The following is an 18,291-nucleotide window of genomic DNA, read 5'->3' as shown; positions in this document are numbered from 1 at the left end:
TAGGAAACTGTAAAAAGTCTGACAATCTAAGAAGTCTAACCATCTATTGTGTTACTGTTTGAATGAAAATATCATTTACACTTGGAATTTTTTCTACAAAATGTGTTACTTGTCCACATTGCGTGAGGATATTCAATAATTCATTTGGCGTAGCATTTCCGAGTTGGATTTCCAGTTTTAACTCGTTGTTCAGTGATTTAAAATGTGCCGGAGCAACGCTAAATTTCTGTGTAATAGCAGACATCAATCCCGTTGCATTATCCGATAAAATACCCACTTCAAAACTATTGGTTTTAAATTGTCTTTTAACATCGTCCAGTTTTCCTTCAATCAGTTTATCTGATTTGTGAATCAAAGCGATGTGATCACATAATTCTTCTACACTTTCCATGCGGTGTGTCGAAAAAATTATGGTGGCTCCTTCTTCTCGCAACGCCAGAATTTCTTCTTTGATAATAGTGGCATTCACGGGATCAAAACCAGAAAAAGGTTCATCAAATATCAATAGTTTTGGTTTGTGCAACACACACACGACGAACTGAATTTTCTGAGCCATTCCCTTAGAAAGTTCCTGGATTTTCTTGTTCCACCAGCCTTGTATTTCAAACTTTTCAAACCAATACTCCAGTTGTTTTTTGGCTTCAGCTTTAGAAAGCCCTTTCATCTGAGCTAAATACAAGCATTGTTCTCCTACTTTCATCGTGTTGTACAAGCCTCTTTCTTCCGGTAAATATCCTATATATTGAACGTGTTTGGGTTGCAGTTTTTCGCCATCAAGAATAATTTCGCCACTGTCCGGTAATGTAATTTGGTTTATTATTCGGATAAGTGATGTTTTTCCGGCTCCGTTTGGACCTAAAAGTCCGTAGATACTTCCTTTAGGAACCGTTAATGAAACCTGGTTAAGCGCAACATAATCACCGTATTGCTTGACAACTTTATTCACTTCAAGAATATTACTCATGCTTATTTTTTAATTGGTGTAAAAGTAAATAATTAGTACCAAAATACTAAGAATTGTTTCCTATATGTAGCATTTAATATTCAGCGGTCATCTATGTTATCGCTTTGTATTTATTGCTGTTTGTATGCAAACAAATTGTTAATGGTGATTTCATAAAAAACCCATCCTTATTATAACAAGGATGGGTAATGTATTTTTATAATCGAATCGATAACTCGAGTCTAACTTTTTTTATGAAAACATGTCTTTTACTTTCTCAAAAAAGGATTTGTCTGATTTTTCCGGATTTGGAATAAAATTCTCATCCGTAAGATTTTTTTCGAAAAACTGTTTTTGATCTTTATCCAGCGTTTTTGGCGTCCAAACATTGACATGAACCAGTAAATCGCCGTTTCCATACCCATTGATACTCGGAATTCCTTTTCCTTTTAATCTCAAAATTTTACCGGATTGGATTCCTTCTTCTAGTTTGATTCTCACTTTTCCGTTTATAGCTTCAATGTCTTTGGAAATTCCTAGAACCGCTTCTGCAAAACTAATGTATAAATCGTAGTGTAAATTCTCTCCTTCGCGTTTCAAGAATTCATGCTCTAACTCTTCAATTGCCACAATTAAATCTCCAGGAATACTGTTTCCCGGAGCATCGTTCCCTTTATTAGACACTTTCAATTGCATGCCGTCTACCACACCCGCAGGTATTTTTATAGAAACCGTTTCATCTTCAAGAATCATTCCTTGTGCGTCTGCTTCGGCTGGTTTTTTATCTAGAATTTGTCCGGAACCACCACAGGTAGGACAGGTAGAAGCCGATTGCATTCTGCCCAAAATGGTATTCGTAACCCGCATTACTTGTCCTTGACCGTTACAGGTTGAACACGTTTTATAACTAACTCCAGGGGCCTGAACTTTACGTTTTACTTTTACTTTTTTCTCCACGCCGTTGGCAATTTCTTCCAACGTCAATTTTACTTTGATACGTAGGTTGCTTCCTTTAGCGCGACGAACACCGCCTCCACCACTGTTGAAACCACCAAAACCGCCACCAAAAATATCCCCAAACTGACTAAAAATATCATCCATATTCATGCCTCCGTGACCACCTCCGCCACTGAAACCACCCGATCCATCAAAAGCTTGATGGCCGTATTGGTCGTATTTGGCTTTTTTCTGAGGGTCGCTCAATACTTCGTAAGCTTCAGCAGCTAGTTTGAATTTATCTTCTGCCGATTTGTCTCCGGGATTTTTGTCAGGATGGTACTGTAAAGCGTTTTTTCTATATGCTTTTTTAATTTCAGCAGCATCAGCACTTTTAGAAATGCCTAATATTTCGTAAAAATCTTTTTTCATTTTTATTTTTTTATACAGTACAGACGCAATGTATCTCGTCTTTGTCTATTTAATTAAGACGCAATAAATCGCATCTCTACTGACCGATAACCACTTTTGGAAAACGAATGATCTTGTCTCCTAATTTATATCCTTTTTCAAGAACATCAACAATTTTCCCCTTCATCTTTGGAGCTGGAATCTGAGTAATTGCCTCTGCAAAATCCGCATCAAAAACATCTCCAGCTTTAACCTCAACTTGCTCTAATCCTTTAGAAATCAAAGTGCTTTTTAATTTCTCATGAATAAGCTCCACTCCCTTTGTCAACAATTCGTCATCCGATTTGTTTATTTCAACCAAAGCCCTGTCAAAATCATCCAATACAGGCAGCATCGCTAATAACACTTCTTGATTAGCCGTTTTGAATAATTCAATACGCTCTTTGGTTGTTCTGCGTTTGTAATTTTCAAATTCAGCAAATAAGCGTAAATATTTATCTTTCTCTTTAGCTAAGTCTTGCGTTAATTGCTCTTCTACACTTAATTCCTCAACAATGATTTGCTCTTCATTGGCATTATTTTCTAATGTCACCTCCTCTAATTCTTGATCGATTTCTGTATTTTCGGTAGTCATAGTACTCGTATTTTTAAAAATATTCTTAAACTTCATTTTTATTCTTTTTGGGATTGCAAAAGTACTGCCAATTCTTTTAAAATGTCAAATTGTCATCTTTTTATTGATTTCGCTTTTCTTTTCAATATAACACCTGAGTACTCAAAATTTTAAGATTATTTTAAGATTATCTTGCTATTGTTTCTTTAGCTTTGTTAAAATTTTTTATTTAGAACACTTTTAGAAAGTAAAAACTCACGATTTTATTCTAAACAATTATTAATTCACCATTACCTAATAGTAAAAAAAAGCTTCGTGTACTAAAACGGAGCTTTTTTTATGTGTTTAAGACCGTAATAAATCTTGTTTTAGACTCTCAAAATCCACTGTACGCTGTTCCCCCGATATTAAATTTTTGAGCACAAACGTATCCGACGCTATTTCCTGTTCTCCTGCAATTACGGCAAAAGGAATTCCTCGTTTGTCCGCATGCTGAAACTGCTTGGCCACTTTAGCATTATCCGGATACAATTCCACTTTAATTCCTGCAGCTCTAAGCTTCTGAATGGCTTGCAATCCATAAAAAGCTTCAGCATCACCATAATTAATAAACAATGCTTTTGAAGTTGCTGTTACGGTTTCCGGAAACAAATTCAATTCTTCAATCACCAGGTAAATGCGGTCCAGTCCAAAAGAAATCCCCACACCACTCATGTTTTTCAATCCAAAAATTCCGGTCAAATCATCGTATCGTCCGCCGCCGCCAATGGAGCCCATTGCAACAGCTTTTGGCGGCGCCACTTCAAAAATGGCACCGGTATAATAATTCAATCCCCTAGCCAGAGTTACATCCAGGTCTAAAGTCGAATTGCTCAAACCTAATTTCATCACATTATCACAAATGAAACGCAATTCTTCCACGCCTTTCATTCCTTCCTCTGACTCAGCAAGCAAGACTGAAAGTTGGCTTATTTTTTCAGAAATGGTTCCTGTAAAATGGAATAACGGCTGGACTTTCAGAATTGCTGCTGCTGAAATTCCTTTCTCCATCATTTCTTTTTTGACACCGTCTTCGCCAATTTTGTCCAGTTTATCGAGTGCCACTGTGAAATCGATCAGTTTATCCGATGCTCCAATCACGTCTGCAATTCCGGATAATATTTTTCGATTATTGATTTTGATGGTTACCCCTTCTAATCCCAAAGCTGAAAAAACAGTGTCATATAATTGCACTAATTCTACTTCTTGCCACAATGATTTAGACCCTACCACATCCGCATCACATTGAAAAAACTCTCTGAAACGGCCTTTTTGGGGGCGATCCGCTCTCCAAACGGGTTGGATTTGGTATCTTTTGAACGGGAATTCAATCTCGTTTTGGTGCTGTACCACATACCGGGCAAATGGAACGGTTAAGTCATACCGCAACGCTTTCTCCGAAATGCTCGCTGTCAGTTTTGTACTGTCTTTATTTTCGAGATGCGTGGCATTGGCTTTCGCCAAATAGTCTCCGGAATTCAAAATCTTAAAAATCAAACGGTCGCCTTCTTCTCCGTATTTTCCCATTAGGGTTTCGGAATTTTCAAATGAAGGGGTTTCTATGGGTTGAAAACCAAATTTCTCGAAATTGTTTTTTATGATTTGGATGATATAGTGCCGTTTTGCCACCTCGGTTGGTGAGAAATCTCTGGTTCCTTTTGGAATACTAGGTTTTGATGCCATTTTAATTAATTACAAATTACGAAATACGAATTACAAAAAACAAAATCGATTTCTTCAAAATCGTAATGGCTACATTGAAAATCCTAATTCTCTCTGCAAATATCCTGATTTTTAAATAAAAAAAATTAGAAATTTCCAATTATCTCAAATTCCTTCTTTTGGTCTTTGTTATCAGAAACTCGTTTCAAAAAATCTTTAAGCTCATTCGTTAAAGGCAGTTGATTTTGAGTGTTCCAAAAGGTTGCCGAATAAGGAAATTTAGCTTTAAAAACATCTTTGTCAACAGCAAAATTGGATTCTACTTTTTCATTAGTAACAGAATTGGTTGTAAAATAATCCATTGTTAAGTTGTATTTAAATGACCCAGCGCTATTTTTATCAGCTAATACTTCTACCTGTGCATTCAGTTTTGCTAAATTGAGATAGTATTTATTTACTGTACTGTTTTTATTGTAGGTGACGAGTTTTTCGTATCGTGTGGTCCTATATTGCGTACTTGAAAGCTTAAATTTCTTAAAAGGTATTACTTCAGGATTATCATAGATTGACACAAAAAATTCGACAATTGCGTAATCATTTCTATTAATAATAAAATACCCTTTACTAATTTGCCCCCAAACATTTTTTTGTTTGGCTTCAAATAAAAATTTTCTAAAATCAAAATCATTATAATCCACCTCGGTAAAAATATTTTGATCCAACGCTGGATAGAATCCACCAAAAAACTCTGTAAAATCTGGAAAGGCAAAATCAATCTGCTTCTTTTTTTCAAAAAAACTAGTTTTCCTCATATTTAAAACTTCGATCTCACTAAAATTTTTGGGAAATGAATTTTTACCTCTTTTGGCGTGAATATCCTGCAACACGACGATGCTGTTGCCTTTTTTGAGTACATTTCTTAAAAAGAAGTTTGAAGTATACTTTGCACTATAATTGTCGACCATTTTATCATATACTTTTTTGATAAACGATTCATTATTAGCCACAACAACCTCCTTTAGTTCAAACGCTTTGGCTTCCATAAAAATGGTGTCGTGCCTTTCTATTCTTTCAAAAGTAGTTTTCAGAGAATTATAGCCCAGCAAATTAAAATTAATTTCATTACGGCCAGAAATAAATACAAATAATCCTTCTTGATTTGTTGTAGAATTATCTTTATCATTATATATATTAACGTTTTCTAAAGGTACTTTTGTTGTTTTATCAGCAATCATTTTAGTGATTTTAAAATTCTGGGAGTGACCAATATTGCTACAAAAAAGAATACAGAAAAAGGCGAAAAAAATATTATTCATTTCAAATAATTATAAATTAAAAATTTCAAAAAAATATATTTCCTAAAAATGGAAATTTAAATTTTTCTCCCACCAAATATATTGATTCAAAATAAATATTCTGTCTTCGAAAGCTTAATTTGTAACAAAAATTGTAATTTCGTGTCAAACGTATATGATGTTAAAATTATTCAAAGAAAATATTCGGATTGCATTTGGTTCCATCCGAACGCAATTGTTGCGAACGGTGCTTACGGTGATGATTATCGCTATTGGGATCACGGCTTTAGTCAGTATTCTTACGGTTGTTTCGGCACTTGAAAACACTATTTCCTCAGATTTTGCCTCCATGGGAGCCAATACCTTCAACATTAAACAGTACGAAAACACCACTCGAAATCGTGGCGGGGACGAGCGAGAAATCATTAATCCCATCATTTCTTATCCGGAGGCTGTAGCTTTCAAGAAAAAATACAACTACCCATTTACAGAAACGTCGCTTTCCTTTACCGCGACATCTGCCGCCGAAGTAAAATATGAGGCAACAAAAACGGATCCCGAAAATGCGATCCTCGGAGTTGACGAATTTTTCATAACGAATTCCGGATTAGCAACCAGTTCCGGTCGCAATTTTACAGGATTTGACATTGACAACAATGCGTATGTATGTGTTGTAGGGTCTGATTTTGAAAAAGGATTGCTGAAAGACGTAAATCCCATTGATAAAACAATATCCATCCGAGGAGCTAAATTTAAGGTCATCGGAGTTTTGAAAGAGAAAGGATCCACGTTTGGGAACAGTCAGGATTTACGGGTTTTGATTCCAATTCAACTAGCGCGCTCCTTGTTTACGGCACCCAACATCAATTATACAGTGAGTGTCATGGTGGGCAAAAAAGAATTACTGGAACAAGCCTTGGACAACGCCACAAGTACGATGCGCCGGGTTCGTAAATTGAGTCCCGTAGAAGACAGTAATTTTGGCGTCGTGCGCAGCGATGACTTGATCAACCGAATTTTAGGAATCACAAAATACCTGGGACTGGCATCCTGGCTTATAGGCATCATCACCGTGCTGGGATCTTCGATAGCCCTGATGAATATCATGATCGTCTCCGTTACGGAACGCACCCGGGAAATTGGAGTCCGTAAAGCCTTGGGAGCCAAGAAAACGACAATCGCCATTCAGTTTTTTATAGAAACATTACTGATAGGCCAAATGGGCGGATTAGTAGGCATTATTTTTGGAATCCTAATCGGATTTGGTATTGCCACAGCCATGGACTTTGCCTTTGTAATTCCGTGGGGCGCTATCATGGCGGCTTTTATTACCAGTTTCATTGTAGCGATTGCTTCCGGTTTATATCCCGCAATCAAAGCGGCGGTCCTGGATCCCATTGAAGCCTTGCGTTATGAGTAGATTACAGTGGTCAGTCTCTAAAACTTTTGAAAAACTGATCCGTTTTCAACTTATAAATACTAATTACTTATTTCTCCTTTAATCATCCGGTCATTCCCGTAAATATCTTTTCGTAATTCGATGTTTTTGAAATTCATTTTTTCGAGTAAATCGACCATTTCTTTGCCTAAATACTGATTAATTTCAAAATACAACTTTCCGTTTGGCAGCAGATTTTTTTGAGCCAGTTTGGCTATTTTTTTATAAAAAATCAATGCGTCATTATCTTCTACAAAAAGTGCCAGATGCGGTTCATAGTCCAATACATTTTTCTTAATTTCCTCTTTTTCTAAATTGCGAACATACGGCGGGTTAGAAACAATAACATCAAATTCCTGAAGTAAATCTTCAGTTTCAAGAATGTTCTGCTTGATAAAAGTAATATTTACAGCATTATTGTGGGCGTTATTGTGGGCTGTAGCCAACGCTTTTTCAGACACATCAATTGCAAAAACCTGCGCATTCGGAATGTGTTTTGCCAATGAAACAGCAATACAACCACTTCCCGTGCCTATGTCAAGAATCTTTAAATCTTTGAATTTTTCAATCTTTAAATTATTTCTAATAATCCATGCGACTAGTTCTTCGGTTTCGGGTCTTGGAATCAATACATTTTCATTGACTTCAAAATCCAATCCGTAAAAACTCGTTTTGCCTAAAAGATATTGTATCGGGATTTCCTGTTTTAATTGTGCCAAAATCGAGTTCCAAACTACCGTTTCCGTTTCCGAAAAAACCAAATCAGGATGCAAGGCCAGATCTATTCTTTTCAGTTGATGCTTTTCTTCTGCTATTAAATAGAAAAAACTCTCTGCTTCTCCGGCATCATAAATTGGAGTCAGTTCTTGAATAAATTGGGTTCTGTAATCTCTAATTTTAACGGAACTGTTTTTCATTTAAAATTCATGATTTATAATTTTTTGAGCATCCATATCGGACAACTGGTATGACCAGTGCTTCCCATGGGCGACTCAAGGTATTCAAAACCTACTTTCTTATACAGTTTCTGGGCATCAAGCATAAATGGCATCGTTTCAAGATAACAATTTTCAAAACCAAAATCCTTGGCACTTTCTAAACACTGAGCCATCATCTGACTTCCAAGTCCAAGACCTCTGGTTTCCGGCAGGAAATACATTTTTTGAAGTTCACAAATGGTTTCTGCTTCATTTTCAAGTGGGGCAACCCCGGCAGAACCTATAATTTTCCCATCCTTTTCCACCACATAATAAACTGATTTTGGCTTATTATACTCCTCATACATTAAATCCAAATACGGATCTTCATACGCCGTTCCTACTTTTGGAATCTTTAATTCGTCAAAAACTGCTCGTATCAATGCTGCAACTGCGAGATTGTCTTCTTTTTTTATTTTTCTAATGCGGTACTTTTCCATTTTTTTTCAGAAACTAATTTTAGCCACAAAAGTATCAATTGTTTGTTGTTATTCTCTAAAGTTTTTAAAACTAATCCTGCCTCAATCCCAAGTTTGGGTACCTGATTGGGGCTACACGCAAAAATCACTACTTTTGTAGAGTGAAAATACATGAAAAATACATCAAACGGTGCGTCGAGCTGGCCAAAAATGGTCTGGGAACCACCTATCCAAATCCGTTAGTAGGCAGTGTAATTGTTTGTGACGACAACATCATTGGCGAAGGCTGGCATCAAAAAGCAGGAGAACCGCACGCAGAAGTCCTTGCAATAAATTCCGTAAAAGACAAATCGCTGCTGAATAAAGCAACTATTTACGTGAGTTTAGAGCCCTGCAGTCATTTTGGCAAAACACCGCCCTGTTGTGATTTGATTATCAAAAATAAAATTCCAAATGTAGTTATAGGCACTGTTGACCCCAATATAAAAGTGGCAGGAAACGGAATCAAAAAGCTCATGGAAGCCGGAATACACGTAACCCTGGGCGTTCTGGAAGACGAATGCCAGGAGCTCAACAAAAGGTTTTTTACCTTTCACGAAAAGAAAAGGCCGTATATTATCTTGAAATGGGCACAAAGTCAAGATGGTTTTATTGCGCCAAAAGAAAAATCAGAAAAAAAACCGGTCTGGATCACCACTATTTATTCCAGACAACTGGTTCATAAATGGCGCACCGAGGAGCAAGCCATTCTGGTGGGAACACAAACTGTTATTGATGATAACCCAAAACTCAATGCGCGCGATTGGTATGGAAACAATCCCATTCGGGTGGTTTTAGATCAAAAGAACCGCATCCCAAAAGACAGTCACATCTTTGACAATCACGTTAAAACTATCCTTTTTTCCGGATTTAAAACGGGTGTTGAAAAAGAAAATACTATCTTTGAGTGCATCGATTTTGAAAAAAACACAGCTGAACACTTGGTTCAATCCCTGTACAAACATCAAATTCAATCCGTTATCATTGAAGGCGGAAGGCAAACGCTGCAAACTTTTATCGATGCTAATCTTTGGGATGAAGCTCGAATATTTGTTGGAAATATCCAATTTAAAACTGGAATCAAGGCGCCTATTCTTGTTCAAAAACAGTTCACAAAACAATGCATAGGTTCAGACGAACTTCTAATTCACAGAAACCATGATTAACACTATCATTTTTGATTTTGGAGATGTTTTTATCAACTTAGACAAACAAGCCACCGTTACTGCGTTCCAGAAATTAGGCCTGAAGGAATGGAATGCTGATTTAGACCATTTGAACATCCAGTTTGAAACCGGAAAAATTTCCCGTGAAAATTTCCTTTTGGGCATTCAAAAACATCTTCCAAATGCCACCACCAAAGAAATTCTAGCCGCTTGGAATGCCATACTCCTCGATTTCCCGTTGTATCGATTGGAATTCCTGCAAATGCTTTCGCAAAAATACCGCTTGTTTTTATTATCCAATACGGATGCTATTCATATAGAAACGTTCGAACGCAAAAACGGGATTTCTTTTTACAGGGATTTTTACCAATGCTTTGAGAAAGTCTATTTTTCATTTGAGCTAGGCTTAAGAAAACCAAATCCTGACGCTTTTCATCATTTGATAAGCAACCATGAATTAGCGCCCAAGCGAACATTATTTGTCGATGATAAAAAAGAAAATACAGATGTCGCACTCGCATTGGGATTTGAAGTTTGGAATTTACAAGTAGGCACAGAAGATGTCATCCATTTACTGGACAAAAAAATAATTTGAAAGAACCGCTTCAAATCATATCAAATTTCAAATTTCACTCTTTTTTTTAATTTCAATTGAAAGACACATACAACACCATTGCATTTTCTTCAGAGGAACTGCTATTCAAAGAAAAAAACAGCAAATTTTTTGGCTATGCCTATCCCATTCAATCGGAGGACGAAGTAAAGCCGCTCATCGATATTTTGCGGAAGCAACATCCTCATGCAGGACATTTTTGCTATGCCTATCAAATTGGCACCAGCACAGTGGCCTATAGAGCAAACGATGACGGAGAACCAAGCCATAGTGCCGGTATGCCTATTTACGGACAAATTCAGTCGTTTTCAGTCACTAATATCCTGCTAGTCGTAGTTCGGGTTTTTGGCGGCGTGAAGTTAGGCGTTGGCGGCTTGATTACTGCCTATAAAACCACGGCACAACTGATTCTGGAAAGCTGTGCCATTATAGAGAAAACAATCGATTGTCATTTTAGCCTCGCCTTTGAGTACCAAAATATGAATAAAGTAATGCGGGTCATCAAGGAACAAAAATTGGAAATTGTATCTCAGGAAATGGAAATAAGTGCGATCACTACCCTTCCGATAGGTAAAATCGAGCTAAAAACCCGAAAAAAAAATGCCGAAAAACTATTCGACACTTTCAATTCGATGTTTGAAATCGGTATAAAACGACTCTAATTCCCATTCAATATTGCTTCTTTTGTACTTTATTCGATTGTTTTTAACAATTCTAAAATATACGCTGGAGGAGCCATTGGACGACCTGTTTTTAAGGAGACAAAAACCAAAATAAATTGAGCCGTTGTTAATAACTCATCAGATTCATTATAAATAGCACAATCAAATTCTATCTTCACCGAAGTCTGGCTTTTGAAAATCGTATGAACCGTTAACAACTCATCATAGCGCGCTGATTTTTTATAATTAATATTCATAGAAACAATAGGCAGCGCAATTCCGCTTTGCTCCATATTTTTATAGGAGATCCCTTTGTTTCTAAGCCATTCCACCCTTCCTATCTCAAAATAAGGAATGTAATTCCCATGGTATACAACTCCCATTTGATCCGTTTCCGAGTATCGCACCCGAACTTCTATTTGATGATCTTTCATTACTTATGTATTAAAAAAATTTAAATTTAAAAAAGCGCCTTACAACAATAATTCGGGAAATTAGTGCCCTATATATTTTTTTTTACAGAAATTTGTTCACATATTTGTTACCCCAATAAATAATCACACAACCTCTTTTTTTTAGTAAGATAAAAATTACCAATTAAAAATAATTTAATAGAATATATGAACAAAACTGCTCAATCAGTATGGGAAAACTGTTTGTCTTTCATAAAAGACAACATCCAAGACCAAGCGTACAAAACTTGGTTCGAACCAATCAAATCAGTTGAACTTACCGATAACGCATTATATATTCAGGTACCTAGTAAATTTTTCTACGAATGGCTCGAGGAGCACTATGTAAAATTGTTAAAAGTGGCCCTTACTAAAGAACTTGGAAAAAATGCTAAGTTACTTTATAAAATCAGAATGGAAAACACTTACGGCAATAAACAACCGTTTACGGAACAGTTGCCAAGCGCCAATAGAGTTCCTATGAAGCCGCAAGAAGTAGATGCACCTTTTAAAAACTTAAACCCCGAATTAAGAAATCCATTTGTAATTCCAGGCATCCGAAATTTAAAAATCGAATCACAGCTGAATGCAAATTATAGTTTTGACAACTTTTTAGAAGGGGATTCAAATCGATTGGCTCGTTCTGCAGGTATGGCTGTTGCCAATAAACCGGGTGGAACTTCGTTCAATCCGTTATTAATTTTTGGTGGTGTTGGTCTTGGAAAAACGCATTTGGCGCATGCCATTGGGGTAGAAATAAAAGACAAATACCCTGAAAAAACCGTTTTATACATTTCGGCTGAAATTTTTACCCAACAATACATCGACTCGGTTAAGAAAAATAACCGAAATGATTTCATCCATTTCTATCAATTAATTGATGTTTTAATTATTGATGACGTGCAATTTCTTTCCGGAAAGTCAGGAACTCAGGATGTGTTTTTTCACATATTCAACTATTTACATCAAAACGGCAAACAGGTCATCCTAACTTCGGACAAGGCGCCTGTTGACATGCAAGATATTGAACAACGGTTACTTTCGCGTTTCAAATGGGGATTGAGTGCTGAATTGCACCAACCGGATTATGAAACCAGAATTTCCATCCTAAAAAACATATTGTACAGAGACGGCGTTGAAATTCCGGACGAAATCATCGAATACGTAGCGCGTAATATCAAATCGAATGTAAGGGAATTAGAAGGAGCCATTATATCATTGATTGCACAATCGTCTTTTAATAAAAAAGAAGTAACGCTGGAACTGGCTAAAAGTGTCGTTGAAAAATTTGTAAAAAATGTAAAACGAGAAATTTCTATTGATTACATTCAAAAAATTGTTTCGGAGTATTTCCAACTGGATTTAGAAACACTGCAATCCAAAACCAGAAAAAGACACGTGGTGCAAGCCCGACAACTGGCGATGTTTTTTGCAAAAAAATTCACAAAAGCCTCTTTGGCAAATATTGGTTCCCAAATTGGAGATCGCGATCATGCTACAGTATTACACGCTTGCAAAACCGTTGATAATTTAGTGGCTACGGACAAACAATTCAAAAAATTTGTGGAAGACATCAATAAAAAATTAACGCTATAGACACCTTATGTCCATAAAAATTTTAATGGTTTGTTTGGGAAACATTTGTCGTTCCCCATTGGCTGAAGGCCTATTAGCTTCTAAGCTTCCAAAGAACAAATTCTCAGTGGATTCGGCAGGAACTGGATACTGGCACATTGGCCATTCGCCAGACGAACGCTCTATTGCTGTTGCAAAAATAAACAAAATCAACATTTCAAATCAAAAAGGAAGGCAATTCAGCAGTGCTGATTTCGACACATTTGATTATATCTATGTCATGGATAATTCCAATTATGAGGATGTAGTGCAGCTTGCGGAGCACCCGAAACAAATAGAAAAAGTACAACTAATTTTGAATGAATTATTTCCAAACGAAAAAGTAGATGTTCCTGATCCATATTTTGGTTTGCCTAATGGATTTGAAATTGTGTACAACATGCTGGATGAAGCGTGTACGGTTCTTGCACAAAAGCTAATCGCCAAACACACCTAGTTTTTTCGGATAAAATTATTTTGGATATCCTAACAATATACTGATCATACTATAAACACACTATTTTAAGGAACATAAATCACACCTATGAAACCAAACGCTGTTTTAGGAAAACTCTATCTAATCCCTACCACAATGGGCGATTGCGATCCTATGGATGTTTTGCCGCAAACCATAAAAAGAAGTATTGACCTCCTTGATTATTATATTGTAGAAAACGACAAAACAGCCCGCAAATCGATCAAAGGTGTTAGTCCTGAGAAGAAACAATCTGAGTTAAAACTTTTTGTTTTAAACAAACACACTGAAACCAAAGAACATTTAGACTTTATACAACCATTGCTGGAAGGGCAAAATATGGGATTAATGAGCGAAGCAGGCTGTCCCGGAGTGGCTGATCCTGGCGCTGTGATTGTTAAATTAGCCCATGAAAAAGGCATTCAGGTTGTTCCTTTGGTTGGCCCTTCTTCCATTCTTTTGGCCATGATGGCTTCCGGAATGAACGGACAAAGCTTTACGTTTCATGGCTATTTGCCTATTGAAAAAGACGAAAAAAAAGCCAGTTTCAAAACCTTGGAAAGAGTTTCTTTTGAAAAAAATCAATCTCAGATTTTCATAGAAACGCCGTATCGCAACAACAAATTATTGGAAGATTTAGTACAAACACTGCATCCTGAAACACACTTGTGCATTGCTGCGGATATCACTTTACCTACCGAATATATCAAGACTAAGAAAATTGCGGCCTGGAAAAAAGAAACCATCGACTTGCACAAACGACCGACTATTTTTATCATCCACAAAATGTAAATTTAAACTTCTTTTCCTTTTACTAAAAAGGTAAACCAGATCCGTTAACAAAGTTACAATTCAATAAAACAACAGAATACGCTGAATTGTTGGACTTAATAAAACAACACCTCTAATCATTAATTCTAATTATAAAACCCTATTTTTATGATTAGAATTAATGATTTTTTTTAGGAGTAAACTTCCAAATAGCAGCACGAGTATATTTATTGTTATGAAGTTCCCATAGTACGCGATCATTACACCCCAAATTGGGCGATTATAGAAAAAGCATGCACTCCAAAAACAAAAATGATTACAACACACACGCGGGAGAAACTGTTGAATCGTCGTGTAATGGATTCATCCTTTAGCAAATCGTTTCAATATATTATTATTTTATTATGCATGCATACTATTTAATTTTGCTATATTTACCATTAAAACATAAAAAACATGAGTTATACAGATAAAATGTTACGGGACGATGCTCTTAAAGGCAAAGTGATTGTAGTCACCGGAGGCGGAAGTGGTTTAGGAAAAGCGATGACTCACTATTTCTTGGAATTAGGTGCGCAAGTCGCCATCACCTCCAGGGATTTAGAAAAACTAAAAAAAACCGCTGCGGAGCTGGAAACGCTAACTGGCGGAACCTGCCTTCCTATTCAATGTGACGTACGTCATTATAGTGAAGTCGAAAACATGCTGCAAGAGGTTTTGAACACTTTTGGCAAAGTGGATGTCCTGCTTAATAACGCCGCCGGAAATTTCATTTCCCCCACAGAAAGACTCTCTGCTAATGCTTTTGACACCGTGATTGATATTGTTTTGAAAGGGACAAAAAACTGCACCCTTGCTTTTGGGAAACATTGGATTGACACCAAACAAAAATCAGCAACCATTTTAAACATCGTAACAACGTATGCCTGGACCGGTTCTGCTTATGTGGTGCCTAGTGCGACAGCAAAAGCAGGTGTCCTGGCAATGACGCGCAGTCTTGCTGTAGAATGGGCAAAATACGGAATCCGTTCTAATGCAATTGCACCGGGACCTTTTCCGACTAAAGGCGCATGGGACCGTTTACTACCCGGTGACTTAGCCGAGAAATTTGATATGGCAAAAAAAGTGCCATTGAAACGCGTGGGAGACCATCAGGAATTGGCTAATTTAGCGGCTTATCTGGTCTCTGATTTTTCAGCGTATGTCAATGGTGAAGTGGTGGTGATTGATGGTGGTGAGTGGCTGAAAGGCGCCGGACAATTCAATCTGTTAGAAGCGATACCGGAAGCACTTTGGGATCAGCTGGAGCTGTTGATTAAAGCAAAGAAAAATAAATAATCCATACCCAACTCGGAACCAATTAAGTCCAAAGTTTAAACATCATAAAGTCAAATATGAAACTCGCTGGATGAAGATTGTTTTAATTGCAATTTTCATCCGTACGAGTGATCTTGATTTTGGGAGATCGTATGGGAAGTAATAAATTTGGAATTAAAAACGGTTCTCGAAACACGTCGCTCCGAGTGCGAAGCGTATTGAGAAGTTCACAATAATTATTGTTCTGTTAAATAAGGAACCGCAGCAACTTCCTCGTGTTTATCTAATATTTCATACGCTGAATTCATACTTTTAAATTCAGGCACAATCTTTTTCATTTGCGTCACAATAGCCTTATTTCCGAACCTGCTGGCAATACAAATTAATTCATCAATATCTGCATGTAATGCTTCAAACTCTTCTTGAATTTCCTGCGCAATCATAATTTTAGCATGGTGTGTGGGTATCGACTTAGACGTGTCATTGAGCAATTCCTCGTATAATTTTTCCCCGGGACGCAACCCTACAATTTGTATTTTAATGTCTTTATCCGGAATAAATCCCGCTAACTTAATCATCTTTCGAGCCAAATCAATAATTTTAACCGGTTTCCCCATGTCAAAAATATAAATCTCCCCTCCGTTCCCCATCGCACCCGCTTCCAGCACTAGTTGACACGCCTCTGGTATGGTCATAAAATAACGGATGATGTCCTTGTGGGTGATGGTCAGCGGCCCTCCTTCGGCAATTTGTTTTGTAAACAAAGGCACTACAGATCCATTGGATCCCAAAACATTACCAAAACGCGTCGTAATGAACTTTGTAGCTTCCGCCCCGTTCTCAATCTGATCCCTGAGTTGCAAGGACTGCACGTATTTTTCGGCGATCCGTTTGCTGGCTCCCATGACATTACTGGGGTTTACCGCTTTATCGGTAGAGACCATCACAAACTTTTTGACTTTGTACAAACAAGACAAATCAGCCAGAATTTTAGTTCCTTCAATATTGGTGAATATAGCCTGACAGGGATTTTCTTCCATCAGCGGCACATGTTTATAAGCTGCAGCATGATAAACAACCTGCGGACGGTAGGCTTTAAAGATTTCATCCATAGCCTGTCTGTTTCTGACATCTCCAATTACCGTGCATATTTTTACTGTGGTACTGATGTTTTCGGTTTCCAGTTTTAAATGATGCAATGGGGTCTCCGCCTGATCCAGAATAATAATTTTCTTAGGATTAAACACCAATATTTGTCGGACGATTTCGCTTCCTATAGAACCTGCTGCACCAGTAATCAAAACTACCTTATCCTTTAATTGTTTCGATATGGCTTTATTGTCCAGCACTATTGGTTTTCGCTCCAGCAAATCTTCAATTTGTATGGTTTTTACTTTTTGGGAAATTTCCTTTTGATTTTCCCAATCGGAGATCAGCGGAACGGTAAATACCTTATAATTATACTCCAGACACTGGTCTACGATCACAATCTGTTCTTCTTTAGACAAACTTTTATCCGCTATAATGACACTTTCGGCACCTATAGAACGCATTAGTGTAGGCAACTTTTTCTTTTGGATTAAAATAGGCAAATCCAGCATGCGCTTAGATGCGTTTTGATTGTTCTTATCTACAAACCCGACTATTTTAAAGCGGGATGGTGTTTCAAATTTCAGCGCATTCGCTACCGAAATCGCATTGGCATCGGTTCCATAAATTATGGTTCGTATCAATTTACTGTCGTTCTTTTCTGAAAAATATAACTCAAACGTTTGCTTCACGACCACTCGGTATAAAAACAGGCCACAAAAAGAAAGTACAATATTGATAAAAAGGGCTGTATTTAAGAATGCTTTTTGTTTAAAAAAAATTTGGAAAAGAAAATTAAAAATAAAAAAAACAATCAGTACGGACATTTGTGAAAATAACAACTTGACCGCATCAATATTAGAAGAGTGCCTAATGATCCCGGAATAGGTTCTGAAAAGCCAAAAGAAAAACAAATTAGTCGCAAAAAAACCAGCAATTAAAATTGTGCTGTGGTCGGTAATAATATAATCCATTCCTGTTCCTTTAAAGATCAGAAAAGTAAACACAAAGGAGGTGGTAAGCACCATAAGATCAATTAATACGATGATCCATCGGGGCAAATAACCTAAATTATGCATGTTCAGCCTTCGGTTTATTCTTGAAAAAAATTTAGAATTAAATCGGGTTGCATTTCTGTTGGTTTCCGGGTTCAAAATTGATTGGTTTTAGGTTATGCGCTTTAAACGATATTCACGTCAAATATATGAAATAAAACATTTTCTTACACGCACTATTTTTTTTAAGCCGAACAAAAAGACTATTCCTTGTGTGTCATCAATAAAAATAGAGGTGTTTTGTCTGGATAGATGTTAGAGGAAGGAGACCAAAGAACTGTGTTCAAACGGCTTAAGTAAATCAC

The 18,291-nt window shown here is 36.9% G+C and carries 17 protein-coding genes; 8 read left to right on the top strand and 9 right to left on the bottom strand.

All coding sequences use genetic code 11. The features are described from left to right. Positions 1-43 precede the first annotated feature (43 nt). From EKL98_RS06380 to EKL98_RS06360, 5 genes are all read right to left on the bottom strand, one after another. The gene (locus tag EKL98_RS06380; RefSeq protein WP_126555245.1) at positions 44-964 is read right to left on the bottom strand and encodes an ABC transporter ATP-binding protein; all 921 of its coding nucleotides are present in this window, start codon (positions 962-964) and stop codon (positions 44-46) included. Positions 965-1,195: 231 nt separating this feature from the next. Continuing rightward, the gene (dnaJ, locus tag EKL98_RS06375; protein WP_126453722.1) at positions 1,196-2,311 is read right to left on the bottom strand and encodes a molecular chaperone DnaJ; all 1,116 of its coding nucleotides are present in this window, start codon (positions 2,309-2,311) and stop codon (positions 1,196-1,198) included. A gap of 76 nt (positions 2,312-2,387) precedes the next feature. After that, positions 2,388-2,960, bottom strand: a complete 573-nt coding sequence (locus EKL98_RS06370) for a nucleotide exchange factor GrpE (RefSeq protein ID WP_126461203.1) — start codon at positions 2,958-2,960, stop codon at positions 2,388-2,390. A 288-nt stretch (positions 2,961-3,248) separates the two neighbouring features. Next, on the bottom strand, positions 3,249-4,625 hold the full coding sequence (gene hisS, locus EKL98_RS06365) for a histidine--tRNA ligase (protein WP_126461206.1): 1,377 nt from the start codon (positions 4,623-4,625) through the stop codon (positions 3,249-3,251). A 125-nt stretch (positions 4,626-4,750) separates the two neighbouring features. Further along, positions 4,751-5,839, bottom strand: coding sequence for a hypothetical protein (locus EKL98_RS06360; protein ID WP_126561827.1), 1,089 nt, complete (start codon positions 5,837-5,839; stop codon positions 4,751-4,753). Between the two features lie 235 nt (positions 5,840-6,074). Between EKL98_RS06360 and EKL98_RS06355 the strand changes: the two genes are divergently transcribed. Continuing rightward, the gene (locus tag EKL98_RS06355; protein ID WP_199740681.1) at positions 6,075-7,319 is read left to right on the top strand and encodes an ABC transporter permease; all 1,245 of its coding nucleotides are present in this window, start codon (positions 6,075-6,077) and stop codon (positions 7,317-7,319) included. 59 nt (positions 7,320-7,378) lie between these two features. Here EKL98_RS06355 and prmC read toward each other — a convergent pair whose 3' ends face one another. Further along, positions 7,379-8,254 carry a peptide chain release factor N(5)-glutamine methyltransferase gene (gene prmC / locus EKL98_RS06350; RefSeq protein ID WP_126561826.1) on the bottom strand — a complete coding sequence of 292 codons (876 nt, stop codon included), beginning with the start codon at positions 8,252-8,254 and terminating at the stop codon, positions 7,379-7,381. A 14-nt stretch (positions 8,255-8,268) separates the two neighbouring features. Further along, positions 8,269-8,754, bottom strand: coding sequence for a GNAT family N-acetyltransferase (locus EKL98_RS06345; protein WP_126461216.1), 486 nt, complete (start codon positions 8,752-8,754; stop codon positions 8,269-8,271). 140 nt (positions 8,755-8,894) lie between these two features. Between EKL98_RS06345 and ribD the strand changes: the two genes are divergently transcribed. Genes ribD through EKL98_RS06330 form a run of 3 tightly spaced genes read left to right on the top strand, consistent with a single transcriptional unit; the run spans position 8,895 to position 11,213 of the window. After that, on the top strand, positions 8,895-9,938 hold the full coding sequence (ribD, locus tag EKL98_RS06340) for a bifunctional diaminohydroxyphosphoribosylaminopyrimidine deaminase/5-amino-6-(5-phosphoribosylamino)uracil reductase RibD (RefSeq protein ID WP_126561825.1): 1,044 nt from the start codon (positions 8,895-8,897) through the stop codon (positions 9,936-9,938). After that, the gene (locus EKL98_RS06335) at positions 9,931-10,533 is read left to right on the top strand and encodes an HAD family hydrolase (protein ID WP_126461222.1); all 603 of its coding nucleotides are present in this window, start codon (positions 9,931-9,933) and stop codon (positions 10,531-10,533) included. The genes ribD and EKL98_RS06335 overlap by 8 nt, the downstream gene beginning before the upstream one ends. A 56-nt stretch (positions 10,534-10,589) precedes the next feature. Beyond that, positions 10,590-11,213 carry an IMPACT family protein gene (locus tag EKL98_RS06330; protein WP_126561824.1) on the top strand — a complete coding sequence of 208 codons (624 nt, stop codon included), beginning with the start codon at positions 10,590-10,592 and terminating at the stop codon, positions 11,211-11,213. A 29-nt stretch (positions 11,214-11,242) separates the two neighbouring features. On the opposite strand, the gene EKL98_RS06325 is transcribed toward EKL98_RS06330, so the two are convergent. Then, complete coding sequence (locus EKL98_RS06325) at positions 11,243-11,647, bottom strand: acyl-CoA thioesterase (protein ID WP_126461228.1); 405 nt, start codon at positions 11,645-11,647, stop codon at positions 11,243-11,245. A gap of 186 nt (positions 11,648-11,833) precedes the next feature. Between EKL98_RS06325 and dnaA the strand changes: the two genes are divergently transcribed. The 4 genes from dnaA to EKL98_RS06305 all read left to right on the top strand — a co-directional run bounded on the left by dnaA (position 11,834) and on the right by EKL98_RS06305 (position 15,863). After that, positions 11,834-13,261: a chromosomal replication initiator protein DnaA gene (gene dnaA / locus EKL98_RS06320; RefSeq protein ID WP_126461231.1), complete on the top strand. Its 1,428-nt coding sequence runs from the start codon at positions 11,834-11,836 to the stop codon at positions 13,259-13,261. A gap of 7 nt (positions 13,262-13,268) precedes the next feature. After that, positions 13,269-13,736 (top strand): low molecular weight protein-tyrosine-phosphatase, encoded by a 468-nt coding sequence (locus EKL98_RS06315; RefSeq protein WP_126561823.1) that lies wholly within the window; start codon positions 13,269-13,271, stop codon positions 13,734-13,736. Positions 13,737-13,823: 87 nt separating this feature from the next. Further along, positions 13,824-14,546 carry an SAM-dependent methyltransferase gene (locus EKL98_RS06310; protein WP_126555260.1) on the top strand — a complete coding sequence of 241 codons (723 nt, stop codon included), beginning with the start codon at positions 13,824-13,826 and terminating at the stop codon, positions 14,544-14,546. A gap of 435 nt (positions 14,547-14,981) precedes the next feature. Next, a complete protein-coding gene (locus EKL98_RS06305; RefSeq protein WP_126461240.1) occupies positions 14,982-15,863 on the top strand; it encodes an SDR family oxidoreductase in 882 nt (293 codons plus the stop codon). A 215-nt stretch (positions 15,864-16,078) separates the two neighbouring features. On the opposite strand, the gene EKL98_RS06300 is transcribed toward EKL98_RS06305, so the two are convergent. Next, complete coding sequence (locus tag EKL98_RS06300; protein ID WP_126561887.1) at positions 16,079-18,010, bottom strand: polysaccharide biosynthesis protein; 1,932 nt, start codon at positions 18,008-18,010, stop codon at positions 16,079-16,081. Between the last annotated feature and the right edge of the window lie 281 nt (positions 18,011-18,291).

The sequence above is a fragment of the Flavobacterium bomense genome, from assembly GCF_003970355.1.
Note: the sequence above shows the minus strand (reverse complement) of the source record. Positions and strands in the feature narration are given on the sequence as shown.